Origin of the sequence: Psychrosphaera ytuae, assembly GCF_017638545.1 — a bacterium.
Taxonomy (GTDB): Bacteria; Pseudomonadota; Gammaproteobacteria; order Enterobacterales; family Alteromonadaceae; genus Psychrosphaera; species Psychrosphaera ytuae.
This window is the reverse complement of the sequence record NZ_CP072110.1, coordinates 1,848,384-1,868,410: the sequence shown is the minus strand read 5'-3', so window position 1 is coordinate 1,868,410 and position 20,027 is coordinate 1,848,384. Positions and strand designations below refer to the sequence as shown.

19 protein-coding genes are annotated in these 20,027 nt (G+C 43.6%); 9 read left to right on the top strand and 10 right to left on the bottom strand.

From position 1 onward, the window contains the following. Window positions 1-74: 74 nt before the first annotated feature. Window positions 75-1,079 carry a sensor domain-containing diguanylate cyclase gene (locus J1N51_RS08315; RefSeq protein WP_208830271.1) on the top strand — a complete coding sequence of 335 codons (1,005 nt, stop codon included), beginning with the start codon at window positions 75-77 and terminating at the stop codon, window positions 1,077-1,079. A 78-nt stretch (window positions 1,080-1,157) separates the two neighbouring features. After that, complete coding sequence (locus J1N51_RS08310; RefSeq protein WP_208830270.1) at window positions 1,158-1,622, top strand: hypothetical protein; 465 nt, start codon at window positions 1,158-1,160, stop codon at window positions 1,620-1,622. Window positions 1,623-1,679: 57 nt separating this feature from the next. Here the strand turns inward: J1N51_RS08310 and glmU are convergent, their stop codons facing one another. Further along, complete coding sequence (gene glmU, locus J1N51_RS08305; protein WP_208830268.1) at window positions 1,680-3,041, bottom strand: bifunctional UDP-N-acetylglucosamine diphosphorylase/glucosamine-1-phosphate N-acetyltransferase GlmU; 1,362 nt, start codon at window positions 3,039-3,041, stop codon at window positions 1,680-1,682. Between the two features lie 69 nt (window positions 3,042-3,110). Next, on the bottom strand, window positions 3,111-4,655 hold the full coding sequence (locus J1N51_RS08300) for a protein adenylyltransferase SelO (RefSeq protein WP_208830266.1): 1,545 nt from the start codon (window positions 4,653-4,655) through the stop codon (window positions 3,111-3,113). 174 nt (window positions 4,656-4,829) lie between these two features. Here J1N51_RS08300 and J1N51_RS08295 point away from each other — a divergent pair, with 174 nt between their 5' ends. Continuing rightward, a complete protein-coding gene (locus tag J1N51_RS08295; protein WP_408635901.1) occupies window positions 4,830-5,111 on the top strand; it encodes a c-type cytochrome in 282 nt (93 codons plus the stop codon). A 28-nt stretch (window positions 5,112-5,139) separates the two neighbouring features. On the opposite strand, the gene recQ is transcribed toward J1N51_RS08295, so the two are convergent. Continuing rightward, window positions 5,140-7,047: a DNA helicase RecQ gene (recQ, locus tag J1N51_RS08290; protein WP_208830262.1), complete on the bottom strand. Its 1,908-nt coding sequence runs from the start codon at window positions 7,045-7,047 to the stop codon at window positions 5,140-5,142. A gap of 37 nt (window positions 7,048-7,084) precedes the next feature. Here recQ and J1N51_RS08285 point away from each other — a divergent pair, with 37 nt between their 5' ends. The 5 genes from J1N51_RS08285 to J1N51_RS08265 all read left to right on the top strand — a co-directional run bounded on the left by J1N51_RS08285 (window position 7,085) and on the right by J1N51_RS08265 (window position 10,749). Further along, a complete protein-coding gene (locus J1N51_RS08285) occupies window positions 7,085-7,540 on the top strand; it encodes a thioesterase family protein (RefSeq protein WP_208830260.1) in 456 nt (151 codons plus the stop codon). Between the two features lie 3 nt (window positions 7,541-7,543). After that, window positions 7,544-8,437 (top strand): EamA family transporter RarD, encoded by an 894-nt coding sequence (gene rarD / locus J1N51_RS08280; protein ID WP_208830259.1) that lies wholly within the window; start codon window positions 7,544-7,546, stop codon window positions 8,435-8,437. 137 nt (window positions 8,438-8,574) lie between these two features. After that, window positions 8,575-9,879, top strand: a complete 1,305-nt coding sequence (locus J1N51_RS08275; RefSeq protein ID WP_232842770.1) for an OmpP1/FadL family transporter — start codon at window positions 8,575-8,577, stop codon at window positions 9,877-9,879. 14 nt (window positions 9,880-9,893) lie between these two features. Next, entirely contained in the window at window positions 9,894-10,307 is a 414-nt protein-coding gene (locus J1N51_RS08270) for a YeeE/YedE family protein (protein ID WP_208830257.1), read from the top strand. A gap of 31 nt (window positions 10,308-10,338) precedes the next feature. After that, a complete protein-coding gene (locus J1N51_RS08265; RefSeq protein WP_208833376.1) occupies window positions 10,339-10,749 on the top strand; it encodes a DUF6691 family protein in 411 nt (136 codons plus the stop codon). 62 nt (window positions 10,750-10,811) lie between these two features. Here the strand turns inward: J1N51_RS08265 and J1N51_RS08260 are convergent, their stop codons facing one another. The 4 genes from J1N51_RS08260 to prlC form a co-directional block, all read right to left on the bottom strand. Beyond that, on the bottom strand, window positions 10,812-11,285 hold the full coding sequence (locus tag J1N51_RS08260) for a peroxiredoxin (RefSeq protein ID WP_208830255.1): 474 nt from the start codon (window positions 11,283-11,285) through the stop codon (window positions 10,812-10,814). Window positions 11,286-11,372: 87 nt separating this feature from the next. Next, window positions 11,373-12,140, bottom strand: a complete 768-nt coding sequence (locus J1N51_RS08255; RefSeq protein ID WP_232842769.1) for a class I SAM-dependent methyltransferase — start codon at window positions 12,138-12,140, stop codon at window positions 11,373-11,375. Next, complete coding sequence (locus J1N51_RS08250; RefSeq protein ID WP_208830253.1) at window positions 12,140-12,853, bottom strand: DNA-3-methyladenine glycosylase I; 714 nt, start codon at window positions 12,851-12,853, stop codon at window positions 12,140-12,142. Before J1N51_RS08250 ends, J1N51_RS08255 begins: the two co-directional genes overlap by 1 nt. Window positions 12,854-12,889: 36 nt before the next feature. Continuing rightward, the gene (gene prlC / locus J1N51_RS08245) at window positions 12,890-14,956 is read right to left on the bottom strand and encodes an oligopeptidase A (protein WP_208830251.1); all 2,067 of its coding nucleotides are present in this window, start codon (window positions 14,954-14,956) and stop codon (window positions 12,890-12,892) included. A 260-nt stretch (window positions 14,957-15,216) separates the two neighbouring features. Between prlC and gorA the strand changes: the two genes are divergently transcribed. Then, window positions 15,217-16,569, top strand: a complete 1,353-nt coding sequence (gene gorA / locus J1N51_RS08240; protein WP_208830249.1) for a glutathione-disulfide reductase — start codon at window positions 15,217-15,219, stop codon at window positions 16,567-16,569. A gap of 79 nt (window positions 16,570-16,648) precedes the next feature. Here gorA and J1N51_RS08235 read toward each other — a convergent pair whose 3' ends face one another. The 3 genes from J1N51_RS08235 to J1N51_RS08225 are packed head-to-tail and all read right to left on the bottom strand — an operon-like array spanning window position 16,649 to window position 20,016. Beyond that, complete coding sequence (locus J1N51_RS08235) at window positions 16,649-17,671, bottom strand: cupin-like domain-containing protein (protein ID WP_208830247.1); 1,023 nt, start codon at window positions 17,669-17,671, stop codon at window positions 16,649-16,651. Window positions 17,672-17,686: 15 nt separating this feature from the next. Beyond that, entirely contained in the window at window positions 17,687-18,430 is a 744-nt protein-coding gene (locus J1N51_RS08230) for a SapC family protein (RefSeq protein ID WP_208830245.1), read from the bottom strand. Between the two features lie 8 nt (window positions 18,431-18,438). Then, window positions 18,439-20,016: a tryptophan halogenase family protein gene (locus J1N51_RS08225; protein ID WP_208830243.1), complete on the bottom strand. Its 1,578-nt coding sequence runs from the start codon at window positions 20,014-20,016 to the stop codon at window positions 18,439-18,441. Window positions 20,017-20,027 lie beyond the last annotated feature (11 nt).

Genomic DNA, 20,027 nt, shown 5'->3' with positions numbered 1-20,027 from the left:
AGGAACAAAAAGAAAGCACTTTTTAGGCTGTGAGCTATGTTTATTTATGAACTTTTATAGGAGTGATATTAGACATGCCATCAAAACAAAAGCTTATTGACATCATTCGAATGCAAACAGAGATTGCCAAAGTTGGTTTTGATTTAGGGTATGTGATGTGCAATGTTGTTGAATACACACTACCACTAGCTGATGCTGACGGTGCTGCGATAGAGATAGCCGAAGGTAATGAAATGGTATATCGCGCCGCATCGGGTATTGCTTCTAATATGTTGGGTTTGAGATTAAACAAAAAAACCAGTATGTCCGGGTTGTCTGTAGAGACCAATACCTTGCTAACTTGCGATGACAGTGAAACTGACCCACGAGTTGACAAAATAGCCTGCCGAAAAATCGGCGTTCGTTCGATGATAGTGATGCCATTGGAGTTCAAAGGACAATCTGTCGGTGTGTTAAAAGCCATGTATAGTCAACCAAACGGATTTCGCGACAAAGATGTCGTCGTAATGAACTTGTTGGCAGAAATGGTGGCGGCTTCAATGTATTACTCCGAACAATACAACCATGACGAGTTGTTCAAAAAAGCCACTCACGACAGTATGACGGGTTTGGCAAATAAGGCTCTATTCATGGACAGGTTGCGGTGCACATTAGAGCAAAGCAAACGCGCAGACAGCATGGCAGCACTCGTTATTGGTGATATGGATGGCTTAAAACAAATAAACGACACTATTGGCCATCGGGCAGGTGATGCCGCCATTAAAGAGTTTGCGCAGAGAATAAAAAATACTATGCGTGATACCGACACTGCAGCTCGGATTGGTGGTGACGAGTTTGGGTTTATCTTAACCCCATTAAATACAAAACAAGATTTACCCCAGGTCCTCAATCGATTTGAATCTGCTCTGATACCTCCGTTTAAATTCGAAAACAAAGAGTTTCACCTTAAAGTCAGCTTAGGAACCGCTTCCATACCACATGACGGAGATGATGTGGCTCAGGTATACGACTTAGCGGACCAGCGCATGTATCAAACAAAGCGCTTTAATAAACAGCATCACAGTAGCTTTGTTAACTAAAGGTTCTTTATTTGTTTGCGTTAATTTTGTTTGTTCTGTAGTCTTTTTTTAACGGTGATTTTAAGGAATAAAACGATAATGAATTCAACCTCTTGGATTAAGGTAGTTACTGTTTTAATGAGCGTGTTGTGGTGTAATTTAGGTCATGCAACCACAGCGAAAATTGCGAAGTTAGTGATTGATCCACATGCGGCTAATAGTGTGTATTTTGATAAAAAAATACCAGAGGGTAGTAAATTAGAGCTTAATTACTCAGGCTTGGAAAAAGGTCAGGTACTGCGTCTTCATACATGTGATAAGCAGTGTATGACAGCTAAAGAAGTCAAAACCTTTAGCCTAGTAAAAGATAATGCCAATGGCAGTGCGTCTATTTCGTTAACAGAGGGGCATTATTACATTTGGTTAGAAGATTCGACGAAAATCTTAGAGGCCTATGGCAACCCAATCAAAGTCTCAAAGGTCAGCCCATCGAATTCAGCTAAAAATACAAGTAATGTGGTCTTTACGTCTGGATTGGAATTAACTATTTCACTAACTCAATAAACAAAAAGCCGTGATGAATCACGGCTTTGTTTTATGCTTTATTTTATTTAGGGTTCGTTAGCCCTTTGTTGGACGTTGCCACCCTTCAATATTACGCTGTTTGCCACGTGCGATCGCTAAACCGTTTTCAGCGACATCTTTATTGATAGTTGAACCTGCTGCAACAAATCCATTTTCTTCAATAGTCACTGGTGCAACTAGCGTTGAGTTGGTACCAATAAAAGCGTTGTCTTTAATGTCGGTTTTGAATTTGTTTACGCCGTCATAATTGGCTGTGATCACACCTGCACCAATATTTACTCCAGCACCAATTGTTGCATCACCTAAGTAAGAGAAGTGATTTGCCTTAGAGCCTTCACCGAGCGTTGATTTTTTCATTTCGACAAAGTTACCCACTTTGGCTTTGTTTGAAACCACAGCGCCAGGGCGAAGTCTTGCGTAAGGGCCAACTTGGGCGTTTTCACCAACGCTTGCTTGGTCAACTAATGAGTTCGCTAGGATCTCTGTGTTATCACCTATTTCGCAGTCTTTTAATACAACATTAGGGCCGACGGTGACGTTATTGCCCAGTTTAACAGTGCCTTCAAACACTACGTTAACGTCTAGCTGCACGTCTTGACCAACGGTGACATCACCGCGTACATCGACGCGTTGTGGGTCACGCATTGATGCGCCGGCAAGCATTAACTTTTCTGTTTCACGACGCTGATATTCGCGCTCAAGACCGGCCAGTTGAACGCGATTGTTTGCGCCTTCTACTTCCATGCCATTGTCTGGGTGAGCGGTATTGATCAACAAACCTTGTTCGTGACACATAGCGATAATGTCAGTCAGGTAGTATTCGCCTTGAGCGTTATCACTTGATAAGTTGTCTAGCCAACCTTTTAACAGGTTACCGTTTACAGCCATGATGCCAGTATTAACTTCTTGAATAGCTAATTGTTGTGAGTTTGCGTCTTTTTGCTCAACAATACCAACTACCAAACCGTTTTCATCGCGAACGATACGACCGTAACCCGTTGGGTTATCCAATTTAACCGTCAACAAAGCGATGCCTTGCTCTGGTTTAACCGCCAATAAACGCTCTAACGTTGATGATTGAATTAATGGTACATCGCCATACAAAATTAAAATGGTATGGTCGTCAGGCATGAATTCGTTAGCCACTTTGACCGCGTGGCCTGTGCCTTTTTGTTCAGCTTGCAAAGCCCAGTTGACTTGGTTGTGAGCCAACGCTTCTTTCAATTGATCACCACCGTGGCCGTAAACCACAGTGTTATTGTTCGAACCTAATGTGCTTGCTGCATCGATAACGTGTTGCACCATAGGTTTGTGGGCAACGGGATGCAAAACTTTTGGCAAGCTTGATTTCATTCGCGTACCTTTACCGGCCGCTAGAATCACTACAGATAAACTCATAATAAACTCAATGTTTCCTTGTTAGATGCGGAGCATTATACCCACTCAAAAAGGAAAATCTTCTAAAAATTAGCTACTGCAACTGATACTGAGTTCTTCTGCCCAGCTTGGTGGATGTTTGGCGTAGTCACTAAATTCGGGCTGTTCTTTATAGGGAGTCTTAAGAATTTGATATAGCTCATTAAGTTTTTGGAGTTGGCCTTTTTCTGCTTCTTTAATCGCTTGTTGGGCTAAGTAGTTTCTTAGAATGTATTTAGGGTTCACTCGACACATGGCTTCACTGCGTTCGTTTTGGCTTAGAGGCTCAAAGTTGAGTCGGGTTTGGTACTTTTTAAGCCATGTTCTGGCTTGTTCACGATTCAAAAACAAATCCACAAAGCGCTGTTGGTGTTGGTCAAAATCGCTGATTTCACTTAGAGTTCGCCAAGTGATTGTGTAGTCGGTTTGGTTGACTTGCATGATGGCGAGTAACTCTCCGAGTAAGGCTCTGTCTTCCGTTTTATGTTTAGTTAGGCCGAGTTTAGTCCGCATTAATTCAGAATAGGTAGCGAGTATATGGGGCTCGTATTTTTCAAGCTCTTCGCGAATGGCAGCCTCTGGCATTAGATTGGATAGCGCATGACCCAAAACATTTAAATTCCACAACGCGACGCCGGGTTGTTCATCAAAAGCATAACGGCCATTGTGATCAGAGTGATTACAAATATGTTTGGGATTGTATTTATCTAAAAAACCAAATGGACCGTAGTCAAAAGTAATACCCAAAACTGACATGTTGTCGGTATTCATTACTCCGTGACAAAAACCAAAAGCTTGCCATTTTGCGATCATTTCTGCAGTTCGGCGAATGATAAACCGATACATCAATTGAGCCTCTTGGGCTAATGAGACTTTTGCCTCGCTTGCTTGCCACTGTTGTAGCTGAGCTAAATCGATGTGTTGCTGAGGCAAAACTTGGTACAAGCAGTACTTTACGAGTTGTGCTTGGAGATCTGTATCGCCCTGATGGTAAGCATATTCAAAATGACCAAAACGCAAATGACTAGGACAGACCCGAATGAGCGCAGCGCCAGGTTCGATGGTTTCTCGCTGTACTGATTCTCCTGTCGTAAATACACCCAAGGCTCGCGAGGTCGGGATACCAAGATAATGAAGCGCTTCTGAGCCCAAAAATTCACGGATCGAACTGCGAACGACCGCGCGACCGTCACCAAACCGAGAGAAAGGCGTTTGTCCGGCGCCTTTGACATGTATGTCAAATCGCCCATTGTCGGTTTCTATCTCACCAAGTAAAAGACCTCGACCATCACCGAGTTGTGGATTGTATTGGCCAAATTGGTGACCTGTGTATTTTTGGGCAACAGGCTGCGCCGAAGGATGAGTATCTATGCCAGCAAACCAATTTAGTGCTATGTCTGTCGTCAAAGAGCTACTATTTATTTGGCGGTTGGTCAGTAGGGTATCTACATCGGAACTTTTAATAAGCCAGTTTGCATTGGAAAAAGCAGTCGCTTGGACTGACGCTGATATTTCCGGCAAAAAGTGCGCGTAAGTGTTATTAAATTTTAAATTTAATGGCGATAGAGAAGGGCGTTGGTCGTGAGTTGTAGACATTTAAAACGTCGCCTTTTTTGATCTGGCTTAATATAAAGTTAGTAAAACAGTGTAGCTTATTCGCAAGTCTTTAAATTCAGTGTTACTTTTATTCACAGGAAGTAATTGTAAGCTGTATTTTAAAGTATCGACTATTCAACGTTGGAGTGTGTTATGAAAACTGCATTATTCATTATGTTAACGTCAATCGCAGCCTTTTCGACTCAGGCAAGTGCTGCTGATGTCGAAGCGGGTAAAGCAAAATCTGCAACCTGCGCGGCATGCCATGGGGCAAATGGTATCAGTGCAATACCAACTTACCCAAATTTAGCAGGTCAAAAGCCAGCCTATATTGTTCAGCAATTAAAAGCCTTCAAATCGGGTGAACGCAAAAACCCAATTATGGCACCTATGGCAGCTATGTTAACCGACCAAGATATGGAAAACTTAGCGGCTTATTACGCATCACTTAAATAGTTGTACTTGGTGGGCGTTGAAGGAGCTTTTAGCTTTCTAAGTGACGAGTAATAACCTGAATAAACGCATCACCATAACGAGCCAACTTCGTTTCGCCAACACCCGAGATAGCTAATAGTTGTCTTGGGTTGATTGGAAGGCGGCTCGCCATTTCAGTCAGGGTCGCATCACTGAACACCACAAATGGTGGAACGTCGTGCTCTTCTGCTAAAGACTTTCTCAAGCTCTTTAAACGCGCGTACAGACGCTTGTCGTAGTTAACCACGAGAGGTTTGTCGTCGTATACCTTACGGCCGATTCTAGGCTCTGCCAGCATTAACGCAATTTCACCCTTTAAAATAGGTCTTGCTTTGTCCGTCAGTAGTAACTGACTGTTTCGACTGATGTCTTGCTCAACAAAACCGCGGTGAATGAGTTGGCGAATAATACTCATCCAAAATTCATGACTCTGTGACTTACCAATGGCAAAGGTCGAGAGCTGATCGTGACCCAAATCTTTAACACGGCTGTTATGACTACCGCGCAATACATCGATGATATGACCAATACCGACGCGTTGCTCACAGCGGTATATACAAGACAGCGCTTGTTGTGCTGCGACTGTTGCATCAAATGATTTAGGTGGATCGAGACAAATGTCACAGTTACCGCAGGCTTCTTCACTGTATTCGTTAAAGTAATTGAGCAAAACTTGGCGACGGCAAGTTTGAGCGTCGGCCAGCGCAACCATTGCATTAAATCGTTGAGTCTCAACCTTAACTCTGTCTTCGTTAGGATTATCGGCAATCAAACGCTTAACTCTTGGCACATCACCCGAATCAAAAAACAGCAAGCATTCGGCAGGCAAACCATCACGACCAGCACGCCCAGTTTCTTGGTAATAGCTTTCGATGGTTTTTGGCAGATCGTAATGAACAACAAATCGAATATTGGGCTTGTTAATTCCCATCCCAAAGGCAACGGTCGCTACGACGATTTGGATGTTGTCGCGCTGAAATTGCTCTTGCACGTGATTGCGATGCGCTGTGTCATAACCAGCGTGATACGCGGCTACGCGATACCCCTTGTTCGCCAATTTATCGGTAATATCGTCAACTCGAGCGCGACTCGAACAGTACACAATGCCGGACTGATCCGTCTGGCTCTTTAAAAACATCATCAGCTGACTGAGTGGTTTAAACTTTTCTTCGATGGTGTAACGCAAATTAGGACGGTCAAAGCTGCCTGTGTGTACAAATGGTGATTGTAGTTGCAGTTGCGCAGCAATGTCATAACGTGTAGCGCGATCGGCGGTGGCCGTTAACGCCATAATAGGCACATCTGGAAATTGCGGTTTAATGCAATTTAGGCGTAAATAATCTTGTCTAAAGTCATGTCCCCAATGGGATAAACAGTGCGCTTCATCTATCGCAAACAGGCCTACACCACAAAAGCGAATATGCTCCATAAATTGATATTGCAGCAATCGCTCTGGCGACACGTACAAAATTTTGATTTCGTTGTGTTGCAGTTGATTCATTACCTGCATTTGTTGTTCGCGAGTTTGTTGGCTATTAACAAATCCTGCAGGAATACCAAGCTCTAATAGCTGATCTACTTGGTCTTTCATCAAAGAAAGTAGCGGCGTTACGACTATAGTTACTTTGTCGAGTAACAGTGACGGAATTTGATAACACAGGCTTTTACCGCCGCCTGTTGGTAGCAATACCATAGTGTCTTGACCTGATAGGCTCGCGCTGATCACCGCTTCTTGGCCGTCGCGAAACGCATCGTAACCAAATACTTGTTTCAGTACTTGTTGAGCACTGCCGTAAGTTACCGCAGATGAATCTACAGTATTAAGCTCACGCGTGGGTACAGGTTGAGTATTGGCGGTAGTATTAAAAAATTCAGACAAACTTTTACTTTTTTTGATGTGACTCTCAATGGTGCTCATTGTACCATCATCCCCTCACAACAGGGCAGGGAAAAATATGCTTTCTAACGATCAGAAAAAAGCTTGGTTAGTACAGGTTTTTAACAATTTGAATTTTAACGTCAATATTGGTCTTAACATCACTGTCTGTGAAGACGACAAAGCTGAAATTCGCTTTCAGTGGGACAACAAACTGATGGGCAATCCACTTCAAAAAATTCTTCACGGCGGAGTAACGGCAACAGCACTTGATACGGTTGGTGGAATTTTGGCGATTTACAGTCGAATAGCCAATATTGAAATGGAATCAGATAAAGAATTAGCCGAGTTCACCAAACGCGTAGGCACGATTGATTTACGCACCGATTATTTGCGTCCTGGTCGTGGTGACGAATTTATCGCTTCAGCAAAGCTCATTCGTTCGGGCAGTCGAGTTTGTGTTTGCCGAATGGAATTACACAATCAAAAAGGCGACCAGATTGCCTTTGGTACCGGTACATACTTAGTAGGATAGTTAATGAACGACCAAGCCAAACAAGGCGTTATTTATGCGATGCTCGCATACACAATGTGGGGCATTGCCCCCATCTTTTTCAAACAACTTCAATTTATGCCGTCACTTGAGATCTTGGCGCATCGAATTATTTGGTCGGCGCTATTACTCGTCGTCATTATTGGGCTTCGCAATAACCTACACAAAGTAAAAGCCATTTTTGCAAGCCGTAGGCAATTATCGATTTTGTTTATCAGTGCGAGCTTACTCGGGTTTAACTGGTGGTTATTCATCTGGGCGATTAACAATGACCATATTTTAGATGCTAGCTTGGGTTATTACATCAACCCATTATTAAACATCGCATTGGGCATGGTGTTTTTAAAAGAGCGCTTGTCTAAACTGCAGTATGTGGCTGTTGCCTTGGCCGTCACTGGTGTTGCTATTCAGTTGGTGACCTTTGGCTCGTTCCCTTATATTGCGTTAAGTTTGGCGGTGTCGTTTGCTATTTATGGATTGATCCGAAAAACGGTTTCGGTAGATGCAATGCCGGGATTGTTGATTGAGTCGTTGGTGATGATTGTTCCGGCGTTTGTGTATTGGTTTGTGTTTGCTTCTAGCAGCGCCACTAACTTACTCGACAATACTTGGACGATTAACGCCTTGATTGTGGGTGCTGGTTTAGTCACTACAGCGCCACTTTTGTGTTTTGTAGAGGCGGCACGACGCCTAAATTATTCTACCTTAGGCTTTTTCCAATACATTGGTCCAAGCTTGATGTTCATTCTTGCGGTGTTTGTGTACGGTGAAGAGTTTGGCCAAGACCGTTGGGTTACATTTGGGTTTATATGGGCCGCATTGGTGGTATATAGCTATGCGAGTTACCGAAATATCCAAAAATCAAAGACTTCCGTTTAACTCCTCTTAAGTATAAATAATAGGAATAACAAATTAGTTTTTGTTCCTTTTTGTAATATTAAATCTTACTTAAGCTATCGCTAATAAATTAGTGATTGTAAGGGCTGCAGGGAAACCTGCAGCATCAGGCTTAAGTAATGAAATCGTTAAAAAATTCAATATCTTCAAATAAAACTACGCGTTTAAAAGCGTCTACTATTGCTGTAGCAGCATTGTTATCTGTTTTTTCTTCTACGTCAGTAATGGCAACTAATGGCTACTTTACTCATGGCTACGGCATGACCCACAAAGGCATGGCCGGAGCGGGTGTTGCAGTTAGTAATGATGTTATGTCAGCGGCCAATAATCCGGCTGCATTAGCGGTTAAAGGAACACAGTTTTCTACAGGTTTAGATCTTTTCTCTCCAAGCCGAGAATACCGAGTATCTGACGTCGACTTTTTTGCTGAAGGTGGGTTTTATTTACCTGGCTCTGGCCAAAAAAGTGAAAACGACTACTTCCTAATTCCTGAATTTGCTGTGGGTTATGACCTTAACGATCAGTGGAATTTAGGCCTTACGGTTTACGCCAATGGTGGTATGAATACAGAATACGCTGCGAATGAAGGAAACCCTGGGACTTTTTACGCGGGTACAACTGGCGTTGACTTAAAGCAAGTATTCATCAGCCCTACAGCAAGTTATCAGGTTTCTGACAGTACTCGTGTTGGTTTTGCTCCAGTATTTGTGGTTCAGCAATTTGAGGCAACGGGTGTGGCGAGCTTTGCCGGATTCTCTAGCGCACCTGCATCGGTTTCAAACAATGGTTCTGACACATCTACGGGTATTGGCTTTCAATTGGGCATTCAACATCAAGTGAGCCCAGGCCTAGACTTAGGTGCGAGCTACCGCTCATCGGTTAGCATGTCTGAATTTGATAAATACCAAGGGTTATTTGCAGAACAAGGCGGGTTTGATTTACCGAGTTCTTACCAAGTTGGTGTGGCGTATCAAATCAATTCACAACACCAAATCCTATTAGATTGGCAACGCATTAATTACAGTGAGGTGGCCAGTGTTGCAAACCCAATGAGCAACATTATGGCGGCGCTACTAGGAGCCGATAATGGCGCAGGATTTGGTTGGCAAGACATGAAAATTGTTAAGCTAGGCTACCAATGGCAACGCACGCCAGAACAGGCTCTACGTGCTGGATTATCATACGGTGAGCAACCTATTCCTAACTCAGAAGTTCTTTTTAACATTCTCGCTCCTGGAGTGCAGGAATGGCATGTCACTGCAGGTTTAACGCAAAACTTGAGCGATGATGTTGCAATCAACTTTGCGGCTTTTTACTCACCGGAAAAAAACGTTAGTGGTTCGAACTTTTTGGCTCCTAACCAGCAAGTTGAGCTGTCAATGAGCCAATTTGGCTTTGGTGCTTCCATTACATGGCAACTGTAATTTAGGGGGCCAATGTGGAAACTGAATTTACTCCCGTAACAGCATTGATAGGTGGTGCGTTAATTGGCTTAGCCAGTGCCGCCTTGTTGTTACTTTATGGCAAAGTCGCAGGTGTGTCAGGTGTGCTACAGGCGCTGTTTAAGCCATTTAAATCTGATAATAGCTGGAAACTATCATTTGTTGTGGGCTTGATCACAGCGGGCGTGTTAGCCAGTGTTTTTGCACCGCAATGGATGCAAGGAGAATTGCGTTTACCTTCTTGGCTGATTGTTGTGGCTGGACTCGCTGTAGGTTTAGGAACCACTTTGGGGAATGGCTGTACGAGTGGTCACGGTGTGTGCGGTATGTCACGCTTTTCTGGCCGGTCCTGGGTAGCGACGATTGTCTTTATGGTTGTTGCTATTATCGTTGCGAACTTAATATCGTAATGACTTTGGCCTAAAGAGGGGATAGCGAGTGATAAAGCAAATAGGTACGTTTTTTATAGGTCTAGTGTTTGGATTGGGATTGATCATCAGCCAGATGACTAATCCAGATAAAGTCTTAAACTTTTTAACCTTCGGCAAAGCTTGGGATCCAAGTCTGATTTTAGTCATGGCTGGTGCCATGGTGGTGATGATGTTGGCGTGGTGGCGTGTATCAAAGCAAACTAAACCAATGTTTGGACAACACTTTGACCTGACTGAATTCAAGAATATTGATTCGAGGTTGATTATAGGCGCCGCTTTATTTGGGCTTGGTTGGGGGATTAGTGGAATTTGCCCTGGGCCGGGAGTGGTTCAGCTTGCAAGTGGTAACTGGGACTTTATCTTGTTTTTTATTGCTGTTTTGGCAGGGATGTATTTACCAAGACTAAAAAGCGAAAAGTAAAATCTTGGATCAAAAAAAGAGGCTTTTAGCCTCTTTTTTGTTTCTGTCAGATACTTTAGTTATTAAAGCTGTGCTAGCACTGTTTCGGCATCAGACACTTTAAACTCTTTTGGTGCTTCGACATTCAGTTGAGTCACTACGCCATCTTCAACGATCATCGAGTAACGCACCGCACGTACACCACCAAATGTACCAGTGTCCATGCTTAGACCAGCAGCTTCGTGAAACTCTGCACCGCCATCGGCTAACATGATTAACTCTTCTGCATTCTGTGATTTGCCCCAAGCCGACATTACAAATGCATCGTTTACCGACACACAAATAATGCTATCAACGCCTTTTGCTTTGATTTTGTCTGCGTTAGCAACAAAACCCGGTAAGTGAGCTTCTGAACACGTCGGAGTAAATGCGCCAGGTACGGCAAACATTACTACCTTTTTGCCAGCGAATAATTCTTCTGTGCTGGTGGTTTTCATTTCGCCGTTTTCCATGTGTTGGAATTGGGCAGAAGGGAGTCTGTCGTTTACTGAAATCATCTTGCTTCCTTAATAATTGATAAAAACGTTTTAACTCATGTAGATATCAAGGTAGACCACAAATGCCTACATGAGAATTAAATTGGCTTATTTCATTGCTGCTTTTACATATACGTCGAAGCGGTTCTTTTTGGTTTCGATTTTTGTGCTCGGCGTTTGATTATTTAAAAATGGCGCATAGTCGGGTCTTTTCACCACAACACGTTTAGATGCCAGCTCGTACGCTAATGGCAATAACTCATCGGCATCATCATCGGTACCAACAAACGTTTGAAATATCGCCATGTCTTTTTTGACGGCGGCGGACTTTTCTCGATGCGGAAACATTGGGTCGAGATACACCACGTCATATTGATGTTTTTGTTCAATGGCATTAGCTAACGCCTCTTGAGAAGGCGCATTGATCAGGCTCATTCGTTCGTCAAACCAAGGTAACGAGTCATCTTCTCGTGCTCGTCTAAAGCCGTCGACTAACATCATATAAACCGGGATTTGGCGCTCGACTAAAGTTACCTTACAGCCAAGCGAGGCCAGTACAAACGCGTCTTTACCCATCCCTGCTGTTGCATCAAGCACTGAAGGAGTAGCGCCTTTGTTAAGTCCGGCGGCTTTAGCAATAGCCTGGCCTTTGCCACCACCAAACTTATGTCTATGCGCATTCGCACCGCTAACAAAATCAACCGAAATTTTGCTTTTGCCATCGATCGTCAGACAAAGCTTGTCATCATCGAATACGGCGTGTAGCTCGTTTTGACCTTTTTGATACACAGGCTGGTGGCTCATTTTCTGCCAACCAAACTTATCTGCCAGTTCAATGATTTCTAACGGTGCTGACTGCCAATGATAAAATTTCATCAACGAATTCCCACCACGTTATCACCAACTGAAAACGACAAAATACGGCTCAAAGCATTGAAAGACAAGCCAGTTTCGGCTTGCCAGTGGTTAAAACAGGCTTGAATGGTGCTTTGGGATTTTTTAGTGTTAATGCCACCGTCAATCAGCTTGTAAGCCCTAAAATAAGCTTCATTGTCACGACTTATTAAAAAAGTATCCACACCCAAAAAACGAAGGGCATAAGGACCAGTATTTCCACCAAGGCGAGCGCCGTGTTTTTTGAGGTAATTCCACAGCCCAATCACATCGTCTTTTGGCCACTTAGCGACAAAACGACCAAATGAACCGTGATCTGCAGCGACTTCATAGATCATTTGGGCATTGTCTTTGATGGTCATGACTTTTTTGCCGTTGCGGATAATGCGTTCATCTTTGCATTTTTGTTCCCACATCTCGTCGTGCATCATCAGCATTTTTTCGATGTCGAAATTAAAAAAGGTGTCCTCAAAACCAGGCCATTTTTGCTCGACGACACGCCACACAAAGCCGCTTTGAAATATCTGTTTGCTAAATTGTGCGAGCCACCGGTCGTCAGGAATTTTGCTGACATCGATTTTCGGCTCGTTAGCACCTGCCATAGCCATCACAATAGAGCGACCGCCTTTGCGCTCAGCGGCGCGGGCAATAATGTCCTCAAAGGACTCTAAGTTTTTTAAGGTTTCAGATGACATTTGAATTTATTTTTATTCTTTTACAAGCAGACAGCATTACGCTGCCTGCGATTCAGTTTCGATACCAGAGTGACGCAATAGAGCATCAATCTGAGGTTCGCGTCCTCTGAACGCTTTGAACAGTTCCATTGGTTCTTGGCTACCACCACGCTCTAGGATGTTGGTTAAGAATCTATGGCCTGTCGTTTGATTGAAAATACCGTCTTCTTCGAATTTAGCAAACGCATCGGCAGACAGTACTTCAGCCCATTTGTAGCTGTAATAGCCGGCAGCATAACCACCCGCAAAAATATGACCAAAGCTGTGCTGAAAACGGTTTGTTTTAGGTGGCACGACGACGGCGACTTTTGATCTTACTTGATCCAAAATCTCTTGAATTCGAGCACCTTGCTCAGGTGAGTACTCATGGTGAATACGAAAATCAAAAAGACTGAACTCAAGCTGACGAACCATCATCATTGCTGATTGGAAGTTCTTGGCCGCTAGCATTTTATCTAACAAATCTTTTGGTAGCGGCTCGCCGGTTTCAAAATGGCCAGAGATAAAAGCAAGGGCCTCTTCTTCATAACACCAGTTTTCTAAGAATTGACTTGGTAGCTCTACGGCATCCCAAGCGACACCATTGATACCAGATACCGCTGCTTCATCTACTTGAGTCAGCATGTGATGAATGCCGTGGCCAAACTCGTGGAACAGGGTCACAACTTCGTCGTGGGTAAATAGCGCTGGTTGGTCGCCAATTGGCTGATTGAAGTTACAGGTCAAATATGCGATTGGATTTTGCAAATCTCCAGTCGAAAATTTGATTCGACCTTGGCAGTCGTCCATCCAAGCTCCACCGCGCTTTTTCTCACGGGCATAAAGGTCTAGGAAAAAGCTACCACGGTACTCTTCTTCATCATCAAAAATGTCAAAAAACTGAACGTCTTTGTGCCAAACATCGACCGTGTCGTGATGAGGCTTGACGGTTATGCCAAACAGCTTGTTAACCGTGGTAAACAAACCAGAAAGTACTTTGTCTGCTGGAAAATAAGGGCGCAATTGCTCATCAGAAATGGCGTAACGCGCTTGTTTTAGCTTTTCACCGTAGTAGGCATAGTCCCATGGATTTAATGTATCTACACCAAATTCTTGTTGAGCAAATTGACGTAGTTCTTCGACTTCTTTTTTGGCTTGTGGAACCGATTTTTCTGCTAGTTCATTTAAAAAGCCAAGTACTTGTTCAGGAGATTCGGCCATTTTAGTTTCGACCGATTTATGTGCGTAAGAGTCAAACCCCAATAAATTGGAGACTTCGTGACGCAATGCCATGATCTCTTCCATTATTTGAGTATTGTCAAACTCACCTGCGTTTGGGCCTTGTTCAGATGCTCGAGTGGTAAAGGCTGTGTACATTTCTTCACGCAGTTTGGCATTATCTGAATACGTCATCACTGGTAAATAACTTGGGAAATCAAGCGTAAATAACCAGCCGTCTAACTCTTTGTGTTCAGCCATTTGTTTTGCAGCGGCTTTTGCTGAATCCGGAAGGCCTGCTAGCTCAGATTCATCGGTGATGACTTTTTGCCACGCGTGGGTAGCATCTAAAACGTTGTTGCTGAACTGTGAACTTAGTTCAGACAAACGCGATTGAATTTCGCCATAGCGCTTTTGTTGTTCCGGTGCCAAATCGATGCCCGACAATTTAAAGTCACGTAATGCATTGGTGACAACTTTCTTTTGTGAGCCAGACAAAGTGTCGAACTCGGCTGACTGTGCAAACGCTTGATACGCCTCAAACAAGCCTTTGTGCTGGCCAACCCAAGTTCCGTACTCACTTAACATTGGTAAACACGACTCGTAAGCTTCGCGAAGTTCATCACTGCTGATCACCGAGTTCATGTGTGATACCGGAGACCACGCCTTTGAAAGAATGTTATCAGCTCGCTCAACATCTTCGACGAGTGTTTGCCAAGTGTGTTTGTCAGCACTGACGGCAGTTTCGATGGCCTTTTTGCAATCCTTTATAAGTGCTTCGATTGCTGGTTTGACGTGCTCAGGTTTGATTTGTGAGAAGGCGGGTAATGGGCTTTCAACTAATAATGGATTGACTGATTCGGACATAATGGCCTTTACCTTTTTGTTTATGTGCCTCACACAAAACTCAGAAAACGAAGGCAGATTAGATGCCAATGGGAAATAGTTTTGTGCGGTATTAACGTATACGTTGTAAATAGTAACTCTAACAGCTAATTACAAGGCTCTAACCTATAATAAAACGGGTTTAAAATGAATAATCGATGACGACTATCTAGTTTTTCTATTTGGATTTACTTAACTTAGCCCATATCCTTACGACATTGTAATTTTACAGGATCAGATTTATGACGACACATTTTGACTATATCGCAATTGGTGGCGGTAGCGGCGGTATTGCATCGGCAAATCGCGCGGCGATGCGTGGCGCAAAGGTTGCGTTGGTAGAAGCGAAAGCAATGGGTGGCACTTGCGTTAACGTGGGCTGTGTACCTAAAAAAGCCATGTGGTTTGGTGCGCAAGTAGCCGAAGCAATTCACAAGTACAGCCCGGATTATGGTTTTGATGTGACGGTAAATAACTTTGACTGGGCCAAGCTAGTTGAAAGCCGCGAAGCTTATATCAAGCGAATTCACGGTTCTTATGATCGTGTATTAGCGAACAATAATGTGACGGTAATTAACGGTTTTGCAAAGTTTGTTGACGCCAAAACGATTGAAGTAGACGGTGTGCAGTACACGGCGGACCATATTGCAATCACTACCGGTGGCCGTCCTACTTGGCCAGAAATTGAAGGCGCTGAGTTAGGTATTGATTCAGATGGTTTCTTTGCTTTGAATGAACAACCAAAACGCACAGTCGTAGTCGGTGCCGGTTATATTGCCGTTGAATTAGCAGGTGTACTCAACAGCTTAGGTACAGAAACTAAGTTAGCGGTTCGCAAACACGCACCACTGCGTAATTTTGATGACATGATCACCACGACTTTGGTCGAAATGTTAGAGCAAGATGGCATTGAATTACTGACAAACAGCACACCGAAAAAAGTAGAAAAGCAAGCTGATGGCAGTCTTGTACTTGAGTTCGAAAATGGCAACAAGGTCGAAACGGACTGTGTCATTTGGGCCATTGGTCGTACACCAAGCACGGACAAAATTAACATCGAAGCAACAGGCGTTGAGCGTGATGCGTATGGTTATATCCCGGTTAATGAACACCACGAAACCAATGTTCCGGGTATTTATGCCTTAGGTGACATCATTGGTAAAGTTGAGCTGACTCCGGTTGCAGTTAAAGCAGGCCGTATCCTAGCTGAGCGTTTGTTTAATGGTATGACAGATGTAGTGATGGACTACACCAATGTCCCGACAGTGGTATTCAGCCACCCGGCAATTGGTACTATGGGTCTGACAGAAGAGCAGGCGATTGCTCAATATGGCAAAGAAAACGTGAAAGTATATAACTCAAGCTTTGCCGCTATGTATACAGCTGTCACAGAGCACCGTCAAATGACCAAGATGAAACTTGTGTGTGCGGGAGACAACGAGCGCGTTGTTGGTTTGCATGGCATTGGTCTTGGTATGGATGAGATCCTACAAGGCTTTGGCGTTGCGATTAAGATGGGGGCGACTAAAGCAGACTTTGATGCGTGTGTGGCTATACACCCGACTAGTGCGGAAGAATACGTAACTATGCGCTAAAAGAATGAGATAAAAGCATGCGCTAAAAGCATGCGATAAAAGCTGTGCGCTAGCAACGGTAAGCTAGCGGCACGCTTTATTATCGGTTTAAATTTTTGAGCAGCTCGGTACGTAAGTACCGAGCTGTTTTTTCATCCATCTCAGCAAGACTTCCACGAACTGATTCTGGAATGTGCTCCCAATCATCGTTCAACAACCAATATTCTATCATGGTTAACCAAGCTTGCTTTTGTTCTTTCGAGAGTGGTTTGACACTCAATAAAGCGTGCTTGATTGCATCCATTGGCTGTCCGACGTGGGCGCCTACATCTTGCCACCAGTAATTAATCAGTAGGTTTACGCGCTCAAGTGCCTCGACGTTATGCCACCACATACTTGGAATAAACAGTGCGTCACCTGGTTCTAATTCAACTTGATACGCATGTTGTAACGCTGTTTTGAATTTTGGGAATCGTTCAAAATCTGGATTCGTTAAATCGACAAGACTGACGGGTTGTCCTGCAGGAGTATAGTCGATGGGTCCAATATACAAATTAGCAATTTGTTCCGGTGGAAATAAGGTAAATCTACGTCGACCGAACACATTACACGCAAGGTTGTCAGGGACATCAAAATGAGTGGCAGCGATAGACGGTGTCCCTAGCCACGCTGAAATGAGAGGATTGTCCAGCTCTAGGTTAAGAGGGTGTTCAGTAGCCCAACCGGGTAAACAATAATCCACACTCGTCGAAGCCATATATCGGTAGGTCGAGTTTTTTTCAGTTTCTTTATATGTCATCAGGTGTGACAAAAACTCATCGAACGATTGTGGTGTTTGCGCAAAGTTTTTGTTGCTCAGAGTTTCGTCATAAAAAAAACGCGGCGAGTTGTTCAGTGACTCGTTCACAAAGACAGGCTGCTGAGTTGCAAATTGTTTTAAATATTCAATGTTGTCGTTAAGTTCAGCGCGTTTTTTTTCACAATTAGAATCAGTATTAACGGCAACTCTGACGCTTGGCCAATTGGCTAAAGCGCCTTTAATGACAAGCGGACGAGTACGGCCTTTTAACCAAGAGGTTAAATCATCTTGAGGAGTTAAAACAACCGTCTCTGGAGTGAGCATATTTAGTTCTTAGTATTAAAAAGTGGCCGTTTGTTGGTTTCTTAACTCAACTAACTTACGGACGTTTGTTAGTGATGCCAACATCATATAGATTGGCGCTAGATACTGTTTCTCGTGCAAGTCGGCTACTACTTCTTTTGATAAGTCTTTGAGTACTTCTTCGTTGATAGTCATCAAGCCAGACACGTTAAGCTGCTCACCGTTGTCGAACGTTACTGACAAGCTGAGAGGTTCGAGCAATTGATACTGTGTAAGTGCTGCTAAGAAGCTATCAGCTTGCTGTTTACCTTCCAAAATACCCATTAAAACAGACGACTTGTGATTCAAAAACTCGGTCGTACCGCCGTGCTCTAAAAACAGTGCTTCGCCTTCTGTACCGCCTGGTTCTTGCACTACTTTAGGGTGATCCATATCGATATGTACCACTGGGTTTTGCTTTGGAATGCCGTTTTCTTGAGTTTGCTCAAAGCCGATTAAAAAAGGCGCACGTTGCATGGTTAAAGGCAGGTAACTTGCTTGCCAACCTTGGTCGGTTAAAAATAAGTTTTTACCCGCTTCTAGACTGTAAAGAGCGATTATCTCAAGCGAGTCCGAGTCATCACTACTTTGTTTAACAACAATAGGAAACTCACCTTGAGCAGCAGCAAACTCTGCCGGAAAAACGTGACTAAATCCTACATTGTCACCCAAAGATGGACTTAAACGATTGATGACACGGACCGATTTGTGAACTTCGTTGTTTAAGGCTTGGTGTCCCATTTGACTTCCTATTTATTGGTTTGGTTTGCGTTGTAATGGTCAACAATTGACTCTAGCAAGTCTCGGTTGGTTGGTAAACGCTCAGCTAACTGCTGACTTTGTTGTCTGAGTTGCTGTTGTTCTTGTTGAGTTCTGGTTTGTTGTGATGGCATTGACGAGCTTGGGATATTGAACTCTGTTTTATTCGCCATACCTGCAAGTACGTATTGATAGCTGGCCGCCGAGAATATTTCGTCGTGATGCCAAAAATCACTGTGTTCTGGGCCTTTGTTTTGCCACAAGGTCATCAACGCTTGCAAGGATTCTGGAATAGAACTCGACTCGCGATGAGCCTGCCAATAAGCGCTAGTTCTGTCGCTCAATACATAATGATATTTAATGAAATCGATAATACGTTGCCAACGGTAGGTAAAAAGTTGATTAAAACGCTGAGCAACGACCGGAATTTGTTTTTTGGTCATTGGCAGGTGCCGGCAAATGTATTGGCTCGATAACTCTACCATGACAATTGCAGACGCTTCTAATGGTTCGATAAAGCCCGAAGACATACCAACCGCGACACAGTTTTTGTGCCAAAACTTTTCTCTGTATCCTGGCTCAAATTGAATTTTTCGAGCGCTAAGCGAATCGACATCAAGGTTTCCGCTTGTGTCTACAAGGTACTTTCGCAAACGTGCTTCGGCTTCCTCATCAGAGCAATATTGATCCGAATAGACAATTCCGGTACCTCGCCTGTTTCGCAAGCTGATATCCCAAACCCAGCCAAAATCCGTTGCAGTAGAGCGAGTACTGGACGGAATCGGACTATTGTCTTTTTCATAAGGTGTTTGGATAGCAATCGCTCTGTTATTAAACAGTACCGAAGACTGAGCTTGCCATTTAACTTTGTAGTGTTCACCTATCAGGACGCTTTTAAGTCCTGAACAATCGATAAACAAATCTCCACTTAACTCACCGTGTTTTTGTAAAACCAGTCGGTCAATATCGCCGGTTTGAGATTCGACAACACCTTCCACATGATCAGAAAGATAAGTCACACCGAGCAGTTCACGACAGTGAGACTTTAATAATTCGCCAAGTTTGTCGGCATTAAAGTGAAAACCGTAATTTACAAAACCTGCATAACTTGGATCGTTTAGAGTTTTTGGGGCTTTGTCAAAATCACATAATAAAGCTTGAGGAGAACTGAACTTAGCAAAGTCTAACGTATCTGACCCGAGCCATTTAGCGATAATATCGGTGTCGGTGGAATAACAATATGGAACGGTAAAAGGGTGATAATAACGGTCTTGACCTGAGGAATTTGGTTTTCCTCGCCAGCCGATAAATTCGGTACCTTGTTTAAAGGACGCATCGCATGTGGAAACAAATCTGGCTTCATCGATACCGATTTGAGCCAGGGTAGAACGCAATGTTGGCCATGAGCCCTCACCGACGCCAATGGTTTTGACGTCAGGAGACTCGACCAGCACAACCTCGGTTGTGTTGTTCGCGACTTGTTTGAGCCTAGAGGCAATCAGGCCGGCTGCGATCCAACCTGCACTGCCTCCGCCCAACACAACAACGCGTTGGATAACATCGGTCATGTAAATAACTC

Excerpts from the sequence above, each read along its gene's own strand:
- J1N51_RS08300 (WP_208830266.1), bottom strand. The coding sequence starts at position 4,655 with ATGTCTACAACTCACGACCAACGCCCTTCTCTATCGCCATTAAATTTA.
- prlC (WP_208830251.1), bottom strand. The coding sequence starts at position 14,956 with ATGTCCGAATCAGTCAATCCATTATTAGTTGAAAGCCCATTACCCGCC.
- J1N51_RS08260 (WP_208830255.1), bottom strand. The coding sequence starts at position 11,285 with ATGATTTCAGTAAACGACAGACTCCCTTCTGCCCAATTCCAACACATG.
- gorA (WP_208830249.1), top strand. The coding sequence starts at position 15,217 with ATGACGACACATTTTGACTATATCGCAATTGGTGGCGGTAGCGGCGGT.
- recQ (WP_208830262.1), bottom strand. The coding sequence starts at position 7,047 with ATGAGCACCATTGAGAGTCACATCAAAAAAAGTAAAAGTTTGTCTGAA.
- rarD (WP_208830259.1), top strand. The coding sequence starts at position 7,544 with ATGAACGACCAAGCCAAACAAGGCGTTATTTATGCGATGCTCGCATAC.
- J1N51_RS08225 (WP_208830243.1), bottom strand. The coding sequence starts at position 20,016 with ATGACCGATGTTATCCAACGCGTTGTTGTGTTGGGCGGAGGCAGTGCA.
- J1N51_RS08285 (WP_208830260.1), top strand. The coding sequence starts at position 7,085 with ATGCTTTCTAACGATCAGAAAAAAGCTTGGTTAGTACAGGTTTTTAAC.
- J1N51_RS08295 (WP_408635901.1), top strand. The coding sequence starts at position 4,830 with ATGTTAACGTCAATCGCAGCCTTTTCGACTCAGGCAAGTGCTGCTGAT.
- J1N51_RS08275 (WP_232842770.1), top strand. The coding sequence starts at position 8,575 with ATGAAATCGTTAAAAAATTCAATATCTTCAAATAAAACTACGCGTTTA.
- J1N51_RS08235 (WP_208830247.1), bottom strand. The coding sequence starts at position 17,671 with ATGCTCACTCCAGAGACGGTTGTTTTAACTCCTCAAGATGATTTAACC.
- J1N51_RS08315 (WP_208830271.1), top strand. The coding sequence starts at position 75 with ATGCCATCAAAACAAAAGCTTATTGACATCATTCGAATGCAAACAGAG.
- glmU (WP_208830268.1), bottom strand. The coding sequence starts at position 3,041 with ATGAGTTTATCTGTAGTGATTCTAGCGGCCGGTAAAGGTACGCGAATG.
- J1N51_RS08310 (WP_208830270.1), top strand. The coding sequence starts at position 1,158 with ATGAATTCAACCTCTTGGATTAAGGTAGTTACTGTTTTAATGAGCGTG.
- J1N51_RS08255 (WP_232842769.1), bottom strand. The coding sequence starts at position 12,140 with ATGAAATTTTATCATTGGCAGTCAGCACCGTTAGAAATCATTGAACTG.
- J1N51_RS08250 (WP_208830253.1), bottom strand. The coding sequence starts at position 12,853 with ATGTCATCTGAAACCTTAAAAAACTTAGAGTCCTTTGAGGACATTATT.
- J1N51_RS08230 (WP_208830245.1), bottom strand. The coding sequence starts at position 18,430 with ATGGGACACCAAGCCTTAAACAACGAAGTTCACAAATCGGTCCGTGTC.